General features: G+C 71.5%; 15 protein-coding genes and 1 pseudogene. 11 read left to right on the forward strand and 5 right to left on the reverse strand.

Going from position 1 to position 15,653, the window contains the following annotated elements; translation table 11 throughout:
- Positions 1–80 precede the first annotated feature (80 nt).
- From malX to ACQKIP_RS21410, 5 genes are all read left to right on the forward strand, one after another.
- Entirely contained in the window at positions 81–1,697 is a 1,617-nt protein-coding gene (gene malX, locus ACQKIP_RS21390; RefSeq protein WP_365862343.1) for a maltose/glucose-specific PTS transporter subunit IIBC, read from the forward strand.
- 3 nt (positions 1,698–1,700) lie between these two features.
- Positions 1,701–2,882: a MalY/PatB family protein gene (locus tag ACQKIP_RS21395; protein WP_365862341.1), complete on the forward strand. Its 1,182-nt coding sequence runs from the start codon at positions 1,701–1,703 to the stop codon at positions 2,880–2,882.
- 252 nt (positions 2,883–3,134) lie between these two features.
- Positions 3,135–3,377, forward strand: a complete 243-nt coding sequence (locus tag ACQKIP_RS21400) for a hypothetical protein (RefSeq protein ID WP_365862339.1) — start codon at positions 3,135–3,137, stop codon at positions 3,375–3,377.
- 138 nt (positions 3,378–3,515) lie between these two features.
- A complete protein-coding gene (locus ACQKIP_RS21405) occupies positions 3,516–4,004 on the forward strand; it encodes an Lrp/AsnC family transcriptional regulator (protein WP_365862337.1) in 489 nt (162 codons plus the stop codon).
- Positions 4,005–4,030: 26 nt separating this feature from the next.
- Entirely contained in the window at positions 4,031–4,720 is a 690-nt protein-coding gene (locus ACQKIP_RS21410; protein WP_365862335.1) for an HAD family hydrolase, read from the forward strand.
- A gap of 43 nt (positions 4,721–4,763) precedes the next feature.
- Here ACQKIP_RS21410 and ACQKIP_RS21415 read toward each other — a convergent pair whose 3' ends face one another.
- Positions 4,764–5,393 (reverse strand): TetR/AcrR family transcriptional regulator, encoded by a 630-nt coding sequence (locus ACQKIP_RS21415; protein WP_365862333.1) that lies wholly within the window; start codon positions 5,391–5,393, stop codon positions 4,764–4,766.
- A gap of 79 nt (positions 5,394–5,472) precedes the next feature.
- Between ACQKIP_RS21415 and ACQKIP_RS21420 the strand changes: the two genes are divergently transcribed.
- Entirely contained in the window at positions 5,473–8,673 is a 3,201-nt protein-coding gene (locus ACQKIP_RS21420; RefSeq protein WP_365862331.1) for an acetyl-CoA carboxylase family protein, read from the forward strand.
- A 28-nt stretch (positions 8,674–8,701) separates the two neighbouring features.
- Here the strand turns inward: ACQKIP_RS21420 and ACQKIP_RS21425 are convergent, their stop codons facing one another.
- Positions 8,702–9,310 (reverse strand): hypothetical protein, encoded by a 609-nt coding sequence (locus ACQKIP_RS21425; protein WP_365862329.1) that lies wholly within the window; start codon positions 9,308–9,310, stop codon positions 8,702–8,704.
- Positions 9,311–9,632: 322 nt separating this feature from the next.
- On the opposite strand from ACQKIP_RS21425, the gene ACQKIP_RS21430 reads away from it, so the two are divergent.
- Complete coding sequence (locus ACQKIP_RS21430) at positions 9,633–10,109, forward strand: DNA-binding protein (protein ID WP_365862327.1); 477 nt, start codon at positions 9,633–9,635, stop codon at positions 10,107–10,109.
- 6 nt (positions 10,110–10,115) lie between these two features.
- On the opposite strand, the gene ACQKIP_RS21435 is transcribed toward ACQKIP_RS21430, so the two are convergent.
- Entirely contained in the window at positions 10,116–10,595 is a 480-nt protein-coding gene (locus ACQKIP_RS21435; RefSeq protein WP_365862325.1) for a GNAT family N-acetyltransferase, read from the reverse strand.
- Positions 10,596–10,613: 18 nt separating this feature from the next.
- Here ACQKIP_RS21435 and ACQKIP_RS21440 point away from each other — a divergent pair, with 18 nt between their 5' ends.
- Positions 10,614–11,393, forward strand: a complete 780-nt coding sequence (locus ACQKIP_RS21440) for an SGNH/GDSL hydrolase family protein (RefSeq protein ID WP_365862323.1) — start codon at positions 10,614–10,616, stop codon at positions 11,391–11,393.
- Between the two features lie 21 nt (positions 11,394–11,414).
- Here ACQKIP_RS21440 and ACQKIP_RS21445 read toward each other — a convergent pair whose 3' ends face one another.
- Entirely contained in the window at positions 11,415–11,765 is a 351-nt protein-coding gene (locus ACQKIP_RS21445; RefSeq protein ID WP_365862321.1) for a hypothetical protein, read from the reverse strand.
- A 155-nt stretch (positions 11,766–11,920) separates the two neighbouring features.
- Between ACQKIP_RS21445 and purB the strand changes: the two genes are divergently transcribed.
- A complete protein-coding gene (gene purB, locus ACQKIP_RS21450; RefSeq protein WP_361390588.1) occupies positions 11,921–13,363 on the forward strand; it encodes an adenylosuccinate lyase in 1,443 nt (480 codons plus the stop codon).
- A 25-nt stretch (positions 13,364–13,388) separates the two neighbouring features.
- Here the strand turns inward: purB and ACQKIP_RS21455 are convergent, their stop codons facing one another.
- Positions 13,389–14,063 (reverse strand): DedA family protein, encoded by a 675-nt coding sequence (locus tag ACQKIP_RS21455; RefSeq protein ID WP_427743790.1) that lies wholly within the window; start codon positions 14,061–14,063, stop codon positions 13,389–13,391.
- A gap of 134 nt (positions 14,064–14,197) precedes the next feature.
- On the opposite strand from ACQKIP_RS21455, the pseudogene ACQKIP_RS21460 reads away from it, so the two are divergent.
- Positions 14,198–15,334 (forward strand): annotated as a pseudogene (locus ACQKIP_RS21460) (sensor histidine kinase).
- Positions 15,334–15,653, forward strand: a 320-nt coding sequence (locus ACQKIP_RS21465; protein ID WP_427743792.1) for a response regulator, incomplete at its 3' end; no start/stop codon positions are given. The pseudogene ACQKIP_RS21460 and the gene ACQKIP_RS21465, both read left to right, overlap by 1 nt.

Consider the following 15,653-nt stretch of genomic DNA (forward strand, 5'->3'; position numbering starts at 1 on the left):
CCACCGTCCTGGCCCGCGCGCGCCCGCGTCCGCGGGCCGGTCCTTGCACGCCTCCGCTCAGGCCCGAAAGACCCGCACACATGCAGAAGACCAAGTCCGCGCTCTGGGAGTTCCTCCAGGGCCTCGGCAAGACGTTCATGCTCCCGGTGGCCCTGCTCGCGTTCTGCGGCATCATGCTGGGCATCGGCTCCTCGCTCTCCAGCGAGGCCGTCACGGACAATCTGACCTTCCTCCAGGGCGAGGGCTTCCATCTCGTCTTCACGTGGATGGCCAGCACCGGGCTCGTCGCCTTCAAGTTCCTGCCCGTGATGTTCGCGATAGCCATCCCGCTGGGCCTGGCCCGCGAGGACAAGGGTGTCGCGGCGTTCTCCGGCTTCGTGGGCTTCGCCGCCATGAACCTGGCGGTGAACTTCTACCTCACCGCCAAGGGCGTGGACCTCGACGACGAGAAGGTCATCTCCCACTACGGCATCGCCGATGTGATCGGCATCCAGTCCATTGATACGGGACTGCTCGGCGCCGTCGCTGTTGGCATCGTTGTCAGCGTCCTCCACCAGCGGTTTCGTACGCAGCGGATGCCGGACGCGCTGGCTTTCTTCGGCGGTCTGCGGTTCGTTCCGATCATCTCCACGCTCGTGCTGAGCGTGCTCGGTCTGCTGATTCCGCTGGTGTGGCCGACGTTCAACGGCTGGATCACGGATCTCGGGCGCGCGATCGGGCACGCGGGCGTCTTCGGCCCGTTCTTCTTCGGCATGGGCGAGGTGCTGCTGCGGCCGATCGGCCTGCACCACATCCTGGTCGCCATGTTCCGCTTCACCGACGTCGGCGGTTCGGGCGCGGTGTGCGGCGACCATGTCTCCGGCGCCCTCAACCTCTTCTACGCGCAGCTCAACTGCGCGGGCGCGCCCGGCGAATCGGTCACGAACGCCACCCACTTCCTCTCCCAGGGCAAGATGGCGGTCTACCTCGGCGGCCTTCCGGGCGCGGCCCTCGCGATGTACCACTGCGCGAACAAGAAGATGCGCCCCGAGATCAAGGCGCTCCTGATCTCCGGCGTCGTCGCCTGCGTCGTCGGCGGCATCACCGAACCGCTCGAGTTCCTGTTCCTGTTCATCGCGCCGTGGCTGTACCTGATCCACGCCGTCCTGGTCGGCCTCGGATTCCTGACCGCCGCCGTCCTCGGGGTGTTCATCGGCAACACCGACGGCAATGTCATCGACTGGCTGGTCTTCGGCGTCCTCCAGGGCACGACCACGAAGTGGTATCTGATCCCCGTCATCGCCGCGGTGTGGTTCGCGGGCTACTACTTCCTCTTCCGCTGGGCCATCGTCCGCTTCGACCTCAAGACGCCGGGTCGCGACGAGCCCGCGGAGGACGATTCCCCGGAGGCCGCCTCCGCGCAGGAGACCGCCACGGACTCGGCGGACGCGGCTCCGCGTGAGCTGGTCGCCGGGAAGTACGACGCGGTGGCGATCCTGGACGCGATCGGCGGCGCCGGGAACATCCAGACCCTGGACAACTGCATAACCCGGCTGCGCATGACGGTCGCGGACGCGGAGCAGGTCGACGAGGCGCGCCTGAAGAAGCTCGGGGCGGTCGGCGTCATCAAGCTCGACGCGCACAACGTCCAGGTCATCATCGGGCCGCAGGTGCAGTCGGTGAAGGACGCGATCGCGCCGATGGTCAAGGTGGGCTGACCCATGGGCTCGCCCTCCTACGACTTCGACGCACCGGTCGACCGGCACGGCACCTGGTGCACGCAGTGGGACTACGTGGAGGACCGCTTCGGCGTCCCCGGCCTGCTGCCCTTCACCATCTCGGACATGGACTTCGAGACGGCCCCGGAGGTCCTCGCGGCACTCCGCGGCCGTCTCGACCACGGCGTGCTCGGCTACTCCCGCTGGCGCCAGGACGACTTCCTCTCCGCGATCGTCGACTGGTACGGCGCACGTCACGCGACCGGTGTGGCCCCGGAGTCGATCGTCTACGGCCCGTCCGTGATCTATCAGATCTCCCTGCTCCTGCGCCTGTGGTCCCGGCCGGGTGACGGTGTCGTCGTGCACACCCCGACGTACGACGCCTTCCCCAAGACCGTCGCCGCGCACGACCGGCGGCTGCTCGGCTGCGCGCTCGACGACTGGCCGGAACTGGAACGCCTCCTTGCCCTGCCCACCACCTCGGTCCTCCTCCTGTGCTCCCCCCACAACCCCACGGGTCACGTGTGGACGGAGGCCGAGCTGGACCGCATGGCGGAGCTGTGCGCGCGGTACGGCGTCGCGGTGATCAGCGACGAGATCCACTCGGACCTCGCACATCCCCCCTACGTCCACCGCCCCTGGTCGCTGCACGGCGCCGGCGGGGGCCGCTGGGCGATCGTCACGTCGGCCTCGAAATCCTTCAACATCCCCGCGCTGACGGGCAGTTACGGAATCATCGGCGACCCCGCGACGCGCGACGCGTACCTGCGCCACCTCAAGGACGCCGACGGCCTGTCGTCCCCGGCGGTGCTCTCCCTGGTCGGCCACATCGCGGCCTACCGGGAGGGAGCCCCCTGGCTGGACGCAATGGGCACCTACCTGCGCGGCAACCTCCAGCTGATCGCCGACCGCCTGACGGAGGCGTTCCCGACCCTGGACTGGACCCCGCCCCATGCGGGCTACCTCGCCTGGATCGACATACGCCCCCTGGGCGTCGACGACGAGGCCCTGCAACGCGAACTGATCGAAACCCAGAAGGTGGCCATCATGCCCGGCACCTCCTACGGCTCCCCCGGCCACCTGCGCCTGAACGCGGGCTGCCCACGCACAAAGACCGACCAAGGCATCACGGCCCTGATCGAGGCCGTACGGGCGGTCCAACGGGGGAATCCCACCAGCCCGTGAACGCTCAAACGGCTTACAGACGGGCAAGTAGCACACACCCGGGTGATTATGAAGTAAACGGAACATAAGCGCCTGGACGTCGCCATGAATGCCATGAACAAGCACGAGAAGCAGCATGCCGCTTGGAGCGCTCCACAGTGGAGCACCTCCGCCCCTCCCCCTCCCCCACCAGCGCAGAATGCGCAGGTGGCACCCCCGGCGCAGGCCCCCTCGCCTGCGGCTCCTGTGGCGCGAAAGCGCCCGAGGTGGTTCATGTGGGCATTCCTCGCACTGCAGGTGATCTTCCTGCTCTGGGCAGTCCTGGGTGCCCGTACCGGAGCAGGCACTCCCGATGACTGCGGGCCCCTGGACGCGCAGACCTGCAACGACGCGGCGAACACCGGAACGGCGATCGGCGTGGGCCTGGTCATCGTCCTGTGGGCTGCCGTCGACATCATCCTCGGCATCACCTACGCGGTCGTACGGCTCGCACGCCGATCGAGAACGCTCGACTGACCGCCGCCCAAGCCGTGCACTGGCCGCTGTCCCGCAGTCTCGGGCGGCCGGAGGGCCAGAAGGGGCGACAGGGGCTACACCTCTGTTCCATTGGTACATTCGCAAGGTTCACCCCTCGCACCCGGGAGGCCTTGCGTCATGGCCGTCGATGAGCTCGACACCCGTATTCTGCGGCTCCTGCTGGAGCAGCCCCGTACCAGCGTGCGCGAGTACGCGCGGGTGCTCGGGGTGGCCCGCGGGACGCTTCAGGCGCGGCTCGACCGGCTGGAGCGGGACGGGGTGATCACCGGGACCGGGCCGTCGCTTTCGGCTGCCGCGCTCGGGCATCCGGTGCTCGCCTTCGTGCACATCGAAGTCACGCAGGGGCATCTGGACGAAGTGGGCGACGCGCTTGCCGCCGTGCCGGAGATCATCGAGGCCTTCTCGATCACGGGTGGCGGTGATCTCCTGACCCGCGTCGTGGCCAGGGACAACGGGCATCTGGAGGACGTCGTCCAGCAGCTGATCAAGATGCCGGGCGTGGTCCGTACCCGTACGGAGATGGCCCTGCGCGAGCGCGTCCCGCACCGCCTGCTGCCGCTCGTCGAGTCGATCGGCCGGGCCGCCTCCGGCCCACAGCAGCGCTGACATGCGGCTTTGGCATGCTTGATGTCATGAACGACCTCGGCGGCATCTCCGTCATCTTCGATCTCGACGGCACTCTCGTGGACAGCGAACCGAACTATTACGGGGCGTCGCGCGAGCTGCTCGCCGAGCACGGCATCGAGTACACCTGGGCCGACAACGAGAGCTACGTCGGCATCGGCACCCAAGAGACCCTCGCCACATGGAAGGACCGGTACGGCATCGGCGTACCGGTGGCCGACCTGCTCGCCGACCTCGACCGGCGCTATCTCGCCCTGGCCCGCGCCGACACCCACGTCTTCCCCCAGATGCGCAAGCTGGTGGAGCGGCTGCACGAGGCCGGGGTGCCGATGGCCGTGGCCTCCGGGTCGTCCCGCGCCGCCATCGACGCGATCCTCTCCGGCACCGGCCTCGACGCGTTCCTGACCACGGTCGTCTCGGCCGACGAGGTCGCGCACGGCAAGCCCGCGCCCGACGTCTTCCTGGCCGCGGCCGCTCTCCTCGGCACGGACCCGGCCGACTGCGTGGTCCTGGAGGACGCCGCTCCGGGAGCGACGGCCGCGCACGCGGCGGGCATGCGCTGCATCGCGATCCCCTACGTCACCGCCCACGCGGACGCACCGGCTTTCGCCTCGGCGGGCCTGCTGCTGCGGGGCGGCCAGGCGGAGTTCACGGCACAGGCGGCGTGGGACTACCTGGCGGCGCCGTCACGACCGTAGGCGCGGACCCCGTCCGCGGCCTGCCGCAGCTGCGCAGCCCTCGTCACGCCTCGGGAGGACCGGCGCCGAGCAGATGCAGGAACATCGCGGTCACGTCGCGCACGGCCGCGTCGTACGTCCGGGGATCGGCCGCCGTGAGCCGGGCGAACTGGATGCTCATGCCGCCGACCGCGCGGGCCACGGCGAGCGGATCGGCGACCGGATCGGCCCTGCCCTCGGCCGCGAGCCGCCGGATGTAGCGCGCGGAGCGGTGGACCGGGCGCTCCTGGGTCTCCTCCCACAGGGCCCGCACGTCGTCGTCCGTCTGCGCCTGCTGTTCCAGGAGGCGCAGGAGCGGCAGGTGCCGGGCGTACGCGGCGATGAAGGCGGCGGTGGACGCCCGTACGACCTCGCGGGCGTCGTCCTTGTCGACGCCCGGCACGTCCTGCGCGGCGAGGAACGCGTCCCGCACGCGCACCGCGAGAACGCGGAAGATCTCCTCCTTGGACGCGAAGTACACGTAGAAGCCGGCCCGCGAGACCTCCGCCTCCGCCGTGATACCGGCGATGGTCGTCGCGCCGTAGCCGCGCCGGGCGAACACCGTCTCGGCAGCGTCCAGGAGCCGTCCGCGGGCCGGGGCGTCGCTGCGGTCGCGGGCGGTGCGGGTCGCCCAGGGCTGTTGGTTGCGTGCCACGCGGCGAGCTTATTGACGTTGACGCCAATGTCAATGAGCATGGCGGCGCCGCACTTCCGGAGGACTTCAGGAGGGCTTCATGGGTTCCGCCGCCGTGCTCGTCGCCAATCGCGGGGAGATAGCAGTCCGCGTCATGCAGGCCGCCGCGGAGGCCGGACTGCGTACGGTCGCGGTGTACGCCGAGGACGACTCCGGCGCGCGGCACGTCCAACTGGCCGACGAGGCGCAGCCGTTGGGCGGCACCGGACCTGGCGCGTACCTGGACGCGGACGCGGTGCTCGCCGCCGCCCGGCGCTCGGGGTGCGAGCTGGTGCACCCCGGTTACGGCTTCCTGAGCGAGGACGCGGACTTCGCGGCGCGCTGCGCGCAGGCCGGGCTGCGGTTCGTGGGGCCGTCCCCCGAGGTGCTCGGCCTGTTCGGCGACAAGGCACGCGCGCGTGAGTTCGCCGCACGCGTGGGTGTGCCCGTACCGGCGGGCACCGAGGGGGCCACGAGCCTCGCCGGCGCCGCCGCGTTCCTGGCGGGTCTCGGCCCGTCGGGCTCGGTGATGGTGAAGGCCGTCGGGGGTGGCGGCGGGCGCGGCATGCGGGCGGTGCTGCACCCGGACGACCTGGCGGACGCCTGGGAGCGCTGCCGCTCGGAAGCGCTCCAGGGCTTCGGCCGTGCCGAGTTGTACGCGGAGAAGCTGCTTGCCGGCGCCCGGCACATCGAGGTCCAGATCCTGGGCGACACGACGGGCGAGGTCACCCACCTCTGGGAGCGGGACTGCAGCGCCCAGCGCCGCCACCAGAAGCTCGTGGAGATCGCCCCGGCGCCCGGACTCCCCGCGGCCATGCGGGAGAAGCTGGTGCGGGCGGCGCTGCTCATGGCCCGCGAGTGCGGCTTCACGGGGCTCGGCACCTTCGAATTCCTGGTCACGGACGAGGAGTTCCACTTCATCGAGGCGAACCCGCGCCTCCAGGTGGAGCACACGGTCACCGAGGAGGTGACGGGCGTCGACCTGGTGGTGACCCAACTCCGCCTGGCCGCAGGCGAATCGCTGGCATCCCTGGGCCTCTCGGGCCCGCCGCCCGAGCCGCGCGGTTACGCACTCCAGGCGCGCGTCAACGCCGAGACCCCCACCTCCGACGGCACCGCGCTCCCCTCCACGGGCACACTCACCCGCTTCGACCTGCCGACGGGCCCCGGAGTGCGGGTGGACACCGCGGCACGGAACGGCTCGCGGATCGGGGCGCGTTACGACTCGCTGCTCGCGAAGGTCATCACGCACGCACCCCACGGGGACTTCGCGGCGGTCTGCGAGCGTGCGTCCCGCGCCCTCGCGGCCTTCACCGTCGAGGGCGTACACACCGGGATTCCGCTGCTCCGCGCGCTGCTCGCCCATCCGGGTTTCACCGCGGGCGGCGCACACACCGGGTTCGTGGCCGAGCACATCGCGGAGCTGCTGCCCGACGAGCCGCAGCCGCCGCAGGCCCTGCCGGGAGACGCGACGATCGCCGCCCCCATGACCGGGACGGTCGTCACCGTGGACGTCACGGTGGGCGAACAGGTGGCGGCGGGGCAGCAGTTGCTCGTGCTCGAAGCGATGAAGATGGAGCACGTCGTGCGCGCGGACGCCTCCGGCACCGTGACCGCCCTGCACGCGCGCCCGGGCGACACCACGGCGGAGGGCCGCCCCTTGGTGACGGTGGACGCATCGGCGGCGGGCGAAGCGGCCACGGCGTCCGCCGAGACGGCCGTGGACCCGGACGCCGTCCGCCCCGACCTGGCCGAGAACCTGGCCCGGCACGCCTTCGGCCTGGACGAGCACCGCCCCGACGCCGTCGCCAAGCGCCACAGCATCGGCCGCCGCACCGCGCGCGAGAACATCCAAGACCTGTGCGACGACGGCACGTTCACGGAGTACGGGGCGCTCGCCATCGCCGCCCAGCGCCGCCGCCGCTCCCTCGACGACCTGATCGCCTCGACGCCCGCCGACGGCATGGTCACCGGCACGGGCCGGATCGGCGGCGTGCGGTGCGTGGCGATGTCGTACGACTACACCGTGCTCGCCGGCACCCAGGGCCTGCAGAACCATCGCAAGACGGACCGGATGCTCCAGCTGGCCGGGGAACGACGGCTGCCCGTCGTGCTGTTCGCGGAGGGCGGCGGCGGGCGCCCCGGAGACACCGACACGATGTCCGTCGCCGGGCTCGACGTCACGACGTTCCGGCAGATGGGCCGCCTGAGCGGGCAGGTCCCGCTGGTGGGCATCGCGTCGGGGCGCTGTTTCGCGGGCAACGCCGCGCTGCTCGGCTGCTGCGACGTGGTCATCGCGACGCCGGAGGCGAGCATCGGGATGGGCGGCCCGGCGATGATCGAGGGCGGCGGCCTCGGCGTGTACCGCCCCGAGGAGGTCGGCCCGCTGTCCGTCCAGGTGCCGAACGGCGTCGTGCACATCGCGGTGGCCGACGAGGCCGAAGCGGTGCGGGTGGCGCGCAAGTACCTCGCCTACTTCTCGTACGACCCGGCCGGCGCGCACGACTCGCACGACGACGGGGCGGGCAGCAACTGGGAGGCGCCGGACCCGCGGCTGCTTCGGCACGTCGTCCCGGAGAACCGGCGCCGCGCCTACGACGTGCGTACGGCGATCGAGGGCATCGCCGACACGGACTCCGTCCTGGAGCTGCGGCGCGGCTTCGGCACGGGCATCATCACGGCGCTCGTACGCGTCGAGGGGCGGCCGATGGGGCTGCTCGCCAACAACCCCGCACATCTGGGCGGGGCGATCGACCGCGACGCCGCGGACAAGGCGGACGGCTTCCTGCGGCTGTGCGACGCCTTCGGGCTTCCCGTGGTCTCGCTCTGCGACACACCGGGCTTCATGGTGGGCCCGGACGCCGAACGGAGCGCGACCGTACGGTACTTCTCCCGCCTCTTCGTCACCGGGGCCCAGCTCCGCGTCCCGCTGGTGAGCCTGGTCCTGCGCAAGGCGTACGGGCTCGGCGCGATGGCCATGATGGGCGGCTCCACGCGCGCACCGGTGGCCACGGCCGCCTGGCCCAGCGGCGAGTTCGGCGGGATGGGGCTCGAAGGCGCCGTCCGTCTGGGCTACCGCAAGGAGCTGGCCGCGATCGCCGATCCCGCCGAGCGGCAGCAGGTGTTCGACGCCAGGGTCGCCGAGCTGTACGAGCACGGCAAGGCGGTGAACGCCGCCGCGGCCCTGGAGATCGACGCGGTCATCGACCCCGCCCGGTCGCGGAGCTGGATCCTGGCGGCGCTGGAGGGCGCGGGCCGGTGACCCCGCCGGACCCCGTCGGCAGGGCCGCTCAGTACATGATCCCCACGAGCCCGTCGCCCTGCTCGGCGCAGACGAGGCCGCCGGTGCAGCAGGCGCTCCAGCTGCCGGAGCCGGGCCCGAAGAGGGTCACCCGCTCCCAGTGCTCGGCGGTCGGCTTGGCCCGCGAGAGCCGCAGGCCCAGTTCGTCCACGGCCATCTCGGCGAGCGGCGGCGCGTCGGACGCCGCGGCGATGCCGGGCAGCACGGCGACGATCTCCGCCGCGGGGTAGCCGAACAGGTCGATGTCGTCCCAGGCCACCGGGATCGCCTCCGGCCCGTCCGTCCGGGCCCGGGCCTGGATCTCCACGCGGGCCAGGCGTTCCGTGGCTCCCGGGCCGCCGCCGCCGAATCCCAGGACGACGCCGTCGAGTTCGGCGTCGAAGCTCCAGTCCGGTTCGAAGAGGAGACCGCCGAGCCAGGCGTCGTGCGCGTGCCGAAGCTCCGCGTACTGGCCCAGGGTCAGCCCCATGCACTGGCGGTGGTGCGTGACCCGGTCGGGCGGCAGCAGTTGAAGGATCTCGCCGGGCGTCATCCCGAACTTCAACAGTCCCGCGCCGCCCGGCAGTTCCACGCCGACTTCTCGCAACAACTCCAGCATTGCACCATTGTTCACCCGTTGGCCCAGGTGGCAAGGCTGTGGACGAGATCACCCGGAATCCGGCGCGCGGCCCGCCCTCAGGACTGGGGGCGGCTGCCGTGGTTGGCCGCGTGCTTGCGGCGTGCCTTCTTCTTGCGGCGTCGCTTCGAGGACATGGGATTCCCCTTTCGCCAGGTTGACCACGTGTGGCATTTCTGCCGTTTTCTACGGTTCCACACCGCGACCCGACCGGCGACCGGGCCCACGGACTCCCCAGCATGAGCAAACAGATTGTTCACAACGAAGCATTGACAACAGACAGTGTGCTGCCGATGCTGGTCCCATGCCCTCCACTCCGCAGCAGCAGCAGCAGCAGCCCGACGAGACCGACCCCTTCAGCCCCACGCACCCGGACCAGGTGCGCGCGGGCCGCGCCCCCGCGTCCCTCTTCCGCATCGCCGAACGGCACGCGCCCACCCCCGAACAGCGGCACCGGCAGGTGCACGCCACGGTCGTGCTCCCCCATGAGGCGGTACGGATCGTGACGTTCCTGATGACCGGGGCCGCGGACCTCGCCGCGGACGAGCCGGAGGTGGATCACGCGGACATCACCGCGGCACTGACGCTGGTGCCGACGGCACGCGCCGACATGGACGACGTCGAGGCCGCCCTGCTGAAGATGGCGCGCGGTCGCGGCATGACCTGGCCGGAGATCGCCTTCGGTCTGGGCCTCGGCACTCCGCAGGCGGCCCGCCAGCGCTACGAACGGCTGATCGGCCGTACGACCACCGACCCGGATGCAGGATCCCCGGCCGAGTAGGACGTGTCACTCCCCCGCATGCCGCAGCCACACATAGCCGACCGGCTGCGGGGCGTTCCACTCCGCGGCCAGCGCGGGCTCGACGGGCCGGAAACCGGCCGCGCGGTAGCAGCGCAGCGCGGCGGCGTTCCGCGGATGTACGCGCATGAAGATCTCCGTGTATCCCACCCGCAGGGCAAGACCGGCCAGGTCCCGCACCAGCCGCCGCCCGATTCCCCGCCCGCGGGCGCCGGGCGGCACGATGATGCGGGCGAGTTCCGCCTCGTCCTCCTCCTCGTCGCACCACACCTCGCCGTAGCCGAGCAGTCGCTCCCCCTCGACGAGCGCCAGGCCCCGCACGTCCTCGTCCAGCTGCCACCCGGCGACCACCGGGGCGGCCACGGGGAAGTCCCGGAGCCCGCACCACAGGGCCACCTCGTCGGCACCGGCCGGCCAGCCCGCCACGATGGCCGCGTCCGTCGCCACGGCGAAGGGTCGAAGCTCCATGTACGATCGCTCCTTGCCATGCAGATGAATGCCAACTACACCAGTCTCGTCGCCGTCGGCGACTCCTTCACCGAGGGCATGTCCGACCTGCTGCCCGACGGCAGCTACCGCGGCTGGGCCGATCTGCTCGCCGCCCGGATGGCTGCCGCGTCCCCCGGTTTCCGGTACGCGAACCTCGCCGTGCGCGGGAAACTCATCAAGCAGATCGTCGACGAGCAGGTGGACGTCGCGGCCGCCATGCAGCCCGATGTGATCACCCTGGTGGGCGGCCTCAACGACACGCTGCGCCCCAAGTGCGACATGGTCCGCGTACGCGACCTCCTGGAGCAGGCGGTCGAGCGCCTGGCCCCCTCCTGCAAGCAGCTGGTCCTCATGCACAGCCCCGGCCGCAACGGCCCCGTGTTCCAGCGCTTCCGCCCGCGCATGGAAGAACTCTTCGTCCACATCGACGCGTTGGCGGCCCGGCACGGCGCCACGGTCGTGGACCTGTACGGATCGGCCGTGCTCGGCGACCAGCGCATGTGGGACGTGGACCGGCTGCACCTGACCGCCGAGGGCCACCGCAGGGTCGCCGAAGCGGTGTGGCAGTCGCTGGGCTACGACGCCGAGGACGACTGGAACTCCCTGCTCCCGGCCGCGACCCCGCCGAACTGGACGGCACGCCGTGTCGCCGACGTCCGCTTCGCCAGGCAGCACCTGGTCCCGTGGATAGGCCGCCGGCTCACGGGCCGCTCCTCCGGGGACGGCCTCCCGGCCAAGCGTCCGGAACTGCTGCCGTACGAGGACCCGCGCACGTAAGGCGCGGCCCGCGGAAGGGGCCTACTCCTCCACCTCCTCCTCGAAGTGCAGGGCGATGGACTGCAGGACGTCCGCCGATGTCACGTCGGTGCGCCCCTCGTCGTGGGCCTCGGCGAGCTGGGCGAAGGAAAAGGCGAAGGCCGAGGTGATCTGCTCGATGACGGGACTCAGCTCCCGGCCCACCACCTCGGCGACCTCGATGGGCGAGGCGTCCGCGGGGATCTCGATGCGCGGCAGCATCTCCTCGAGCATCGTGCCCACCGCGCCGCTGGGTTCGACTTCGCCGTCCGGGTTCTCCCGTACCTGTCGGCGCATCTCGATCGCCTCGGTCAGGATGCCGACGACTCTTTGGATGATCTCGCGCTGCTCCATGCGGTGAAGCCTAGACGTACGTGGATCACCAGGAGTTGCGGCACAGCCGGTGGGCACCCGCGGGCCGCACCCTGGATGATGCTCCAATGCCCCGCGCCCCGTCGACTGTAGGGACGGTCAAAGGCCAGGTCGGACGGCAGGTAAACTCCGTGCACGTGACTGCCGCGCCTGCAAAGCCCCGTATCCCGAACGTCCTCGCCGGGCGTTACGCCTCCGTCGAGCTCGCCACCCTCTGGTCGCCCGAGCAGAAGGTCAAGCTCGAGCGTCAGCTCTGGCTCGCCGTCCTGCGGGCGCAGAAGGACCTGGGGATCGAGGTTCCGGACGCCGCCATCGCCGACTACGAGCGGGTGATCGACGACGTCGACCTCGCGTCGATCGCCGAGCGCGAGAAGGTCACGCGCCACGACGTGAAGGCCCGCATCGAGGAGTTCAACGCGCTCGCCGGGCACGAGCAGGTCCACAAGGGCATGACCTCGCGCGACCTGACCGAGAACGTCGAGCAGTTGCAGGTCCGGCTCTCCCTGGAGCTGGTGCGCGACCGCACCGTCGCGGTCCTCGCACGCCTGGGCAAGCTGTCGGGCGAGTACGCCGAGCTGGTCATGGCGGGCCGTTCGCACAACGTCGCCGCGCAGGCGACGACGCTCGGCAAGCGCTTCGCGACGACCGCCGACGAGCTGCTGGTCGCCTACCGCCGCGTCGACGACCTGCTGCGCCGCTACCCGCTGCGCGGCATCAAGGGCCCCGTCGGCACGGCCCAGGACATGCTCGACCTGCTCGGCGGTGACGCGGACAAGCTCACCGACCTGGAGCAGCGCATCGCCGGGCACCTCGGCTTCGACCGCGCCTTCACCTCGGTCGGCCAGGTCTACCCGCGCTCCCTGGACTACGAGGTCGTCACCGCCCTGGTGCAGCTCGCCTCGGGTCCCTCCTCGCTGGCCAAGACCATCCGTCTGATGGCCGGGCACGAGCTCGTCACCGAGGGCTTCAAGCCGGGCCAGGTCGGCTCGTCCGCGATGCCGCACAAGATGAACACCCGCTCCTGCGAGCGCGTCAACGGCCTCACCGTCATCCTGCGCGGCTACGCCTCGATGACCGGCGAGCTCGCGGGCGACCAGTGGAACGAGGGCGACGTCTCCTGCTCGGTCGTCCGCCGTGTCGCCCTGCCCGACGCGTTCTTCGCGCTCGACGGGCTCCTGGAGACCTTCCTGACCGTGCTCGACGAGTTCGGCGCCTTCCCGGCGGTCGTCGCGCGTGAGCTGGACCGCTACCTCCCCTTCCTCGCCACGACCAAGGTCCTGATGGCCTCGGTGCGGGCGGGCGTCGGCCGCGAGGAGGCCCACGAGGCGATCAAGGAGAACGCGGTCGCCTCCGCGCTCGCCATGCGCGAGCAGGGCGCCGAGCGCAACGAACTCCTGGACAAGCTCGCCGCCGACTCCCGTATCCCGCTGGAGCGCGCCGAGCTCGACGAGCTGATGGCCGACAAGCTGTCCTTCACGGGCGCGGCGGGCGACCAGGTCTCCGCCGTCGTCGCGCAGATCGAGGCGCTGCTCAAGGAGCACCCCGAGGCCGCGGCCTACACCCCCGGCGCGATTCTCTAGGTTCCCGGGGTTCCCGCCCGGCCCGTCACCGTGACGAGCGGTGCTCGCCCTTGCCCGCCCTGCGGATGCGCAGCGCGACGAAGGTGAGCACCGCGAGGGCGGCCACGGCAAGGACGCCCTTGGAGTACAGGCCCACCAGGTCGGTGACCTGGTGCCAGCGCGTCCCGAGCGCGTGGCCGATCAGGATGAAGACGGCGTTCCAGATGAGGCTGCCCGCGGTCGTCAGGGCGAGGAAGAGCGGCAGCCGCATCCGCTCGACGCCCGCGGGGACCGAGATCATGCTGCGGAAGACCGGGATCATCCGGCCGAAGAAGACCGCCTTGGTGCCGTGCCGGGCGAACAACTGTTCCGTGCGGTGGATGTCCGACGGCTTCACGAGCGGGATGCGGGCGGCGATGGCCAGGGTGCGCTCCCGGCCGAGCAGCGCGCCCACCGCGTAGAGCGCGAGCGCGCCGATCACGGAGCCCGCCGTGGTCCAGAACAGCGCCGCGACGAGGCCGAACTTGCCCTGGCTCGCGGCGAAACCGGCGAGCGGCAGGATCACCTCGCTGGGCAGCGGCGGGAAGAGGTTCTCCAGGGCGATGGCCACTCCCGCGCCGAAGGCGCCGAGCGTGTCCATGAGGTCGGTGGCCCAGCCCGCGATACCGCCGGTGGGTGCTTCGCCTGCGGCGGTGGCTTCGTACGCCGAGTTGAGGATCATGCACTCGACGGTAGGAAACGGCGGTGCGCGGCGGTATGAGGGGGGCCGCAGACGTCGTGTGCGGTCGGCCACAGGGCAGCATTGTGGTTTTCCGCAGTCCGCACGCCCCGGCCCCCGGGCTAGCGTGGCCGATCATGCGTACGCATCTACGGCGCTGGCTCCGGGTGACGGTCGGCGTGCTCGCCGGTGCCGTCACCGCGGTCGTCGAGCTGGCCTTCGCCCTGGTGGCCGGCCTGTGGCTGCTCGCCACGCTCGGGCGGCGCACCGGGCGCGTTGCCGAGGCCCGCATCGTGGCAGGTGCCCGCAGGCTGGCCGACCTGGAGCGGCGCCGTATGGCCGCCTTCTTCGGCACCGAACTCGCGGCGGCGCCGACCGGGCGCCCCGCCGTGAACTACATCGCGTCGCGCTGGTCCTTCGGCCTGCTCGGCGGGGTGGTGCTCGGCTGTGCGCTGCTCGGGGCGGGGTATGCCTCGCTCGCGGTGTGGGGCTGGTTCGTCGCGGACATCAGCTCCCCCGGCACCCTGATCCTCTCCTCGGTCGCCGGGCTCTTCCTGTTCTACCTGTGCGTACAGGGGACGTACGGCGTCGCGCTCGCGGAAGAGCGGCACGCGCGCCGCTTCCTCGGCCCGAACGACGGCCAGCTCATGGAGCGCAGGATCGGCGAGCTCGTCGCGAGCCGCGCCGGGGTCGTCGAGGCGGTGCACGACGAGCGGCGCCGCATCGAACGCGATCTGCACGACGGCGTCCAGCAGCGCATCGTCGCCCTCGGCATGCTCCTGGGGCGGGCCCGCCGCGCCGCCGACCCGCAGAAGTCGGCCCGGCTCCTCGCGTAGGCGCACGAGGAGACCCAGCAGGCCCTGGTCGAGCTGCGTGACGTCGCCTGGCGGGTCTACCCCGCGGCCCTGGACGAGGGCGGGCTCGCCGCCGCCCTGGAGACGGTCGCCGAACGTGCGGCGATCCCCGTACGGCTCGACTGCGACCTGCGTCAGACCCCGCCCCCGACCGCGCAGGCCGTGGCGTACTTCGTCGCGGCCGAAGCCGTCACCAACGCCGTCAAGCACTCCGGCGCCACCCTGGTCACCGTCCGCGCCGAGCAGCGCAGCGCCGTGCTGCGCCTGCGGGTCGAGGACGACGGGCGGGGCGGCGCCGATCCGTCCGGCGGCGGTCTGCTCGGGCTCGCCCGGCGCGTGGCCGCCCTGGACGGCACCCTCACCGTGGCAAGCCCCGCCGGAGGGCCCACCCTGATCACCGCGGAGCTGCCATGCGCGTAATGCTCGCCGACGACTCGACGCTGCTGCGGGAGGGCCTGGCCCGGCTGCTCGCGGACGAGGGGCACACCGTCACGGCCTCGGTGGGTGACGCGCGGGAGCTGCTGGCCGCCGTGGCCGCCGATCCGCCGGACGCCGCCGTGATCGACGTGCGCATGCCGCCCACGCACACCGACGAGGGGCTGCGGGCCGCCCTGGAGATCCGGGCGAAGTGGCCGGGGACGAGCGTGCTCGTGCTCTCGCAGTACGTCGAACGCCGTTACGCCACCGAGCTGTTGACCACCGCCACCGAGGGCGTGGGCTATCTGCTCAAGGACCGGGT

It is taken from the genome of Streptomyces sp. NPDC059900 (assembly GCF_050270335.1).
In the GTDB taxonomy this organism is placed as follows: domain Bacteria; phylum Actinomycetota; class Actinomycetes; order Streptomycetales; family Streptomycetaceae; genus Streptomyces.

Bases quoted from the DNA above. Each gene is read 5' to 3' on its own strand.
- ACQKIP_RS21435 (WP_365862325.1), bottom strand. From the start codon at position 10,595: ATGGAGCTTCGACCCTTCGCCGTGGCGACGGACGCGGCCATCGTGGCG.
- malX (WP_365862343.1), top strand. From the start codon at position 81: ATGCAGAAGACCAAGTCCGCGCTCTGGGAGTTCCTCCAGGGCCTCGGC.
- ACQKIP_RS21405 (WP_365862337.1), top strand. From the start codon at position 3,516: ATGGCCGTCGATGAGCTCGACACCCGTATTCTGCGGCTCCTGCTGGAG.
- ACQKIP_RS21420 (WP_365862331.1), top strand. From the start codon at position 5,473: ATGGGTTCCGCCGCCGTGCTCGTCGCCAATCGCGGGGAGATAGCAGTC.
- ACQKIP_RS21425 (WP_365862329.1), bottom strand. From the start codon at position 9,310: ATGCTGGAGTTGTTGCGAGAAGTCGGCGTGGAACTGCCGGGCGGCGCG.
- ACQKIP_RS21430 (WP_365862327.1), top strand. From the start codon at position 9,633: ATGCCCTCCACTCCGCAGCAGCAGCAGCAGCAGCCCGACGAGACCGAC.
- ACQKIP_RS21410 (WP_365862335.1), top strand. From the start codon at position 4,031: ATGAACGACCTCGGCGGCATCTCCGTCATCTTCGATCTCGACGGCACT.
- ACQKIP_RS21455 (WP_427743790.1), bottom strand. From the start codon at position 14,063: ATGATCCTCAACTCGGCGTACGAAGCCACCGCCGCAGGCGAAGCACCC.
- ACQKIP_RS21440 (WP_365862323.1), top strand. From the start codon at position 10,614: ATGCAGATGAATGCCAACTACACCAGTCTCGTCGCCGTCGGCGACTCC.
- ACQKIP_RS21395 (WP_365862341.1), top strand. From the start codon at position 1,701: ATGGGCTCGCCCTCCTACGACTTCGACGCACCGGTCGACCGGCACGGC.
- ACQKIP_RS21400 (WP_365862339.1), top strand. From the start codon at position 3,135: ATGTGGGCATTCCTCGCACTGCAGGTGATCTTCCTGCTCTGGGCAGTC.
- ACQKIP_RS21445 (WP_365862321.1), bottom strand. From the start codon at position 11,765: ATGGAGCAGCGCGAGATCATCCAAAGAGTCGTCGGCATCCTGACCGAG.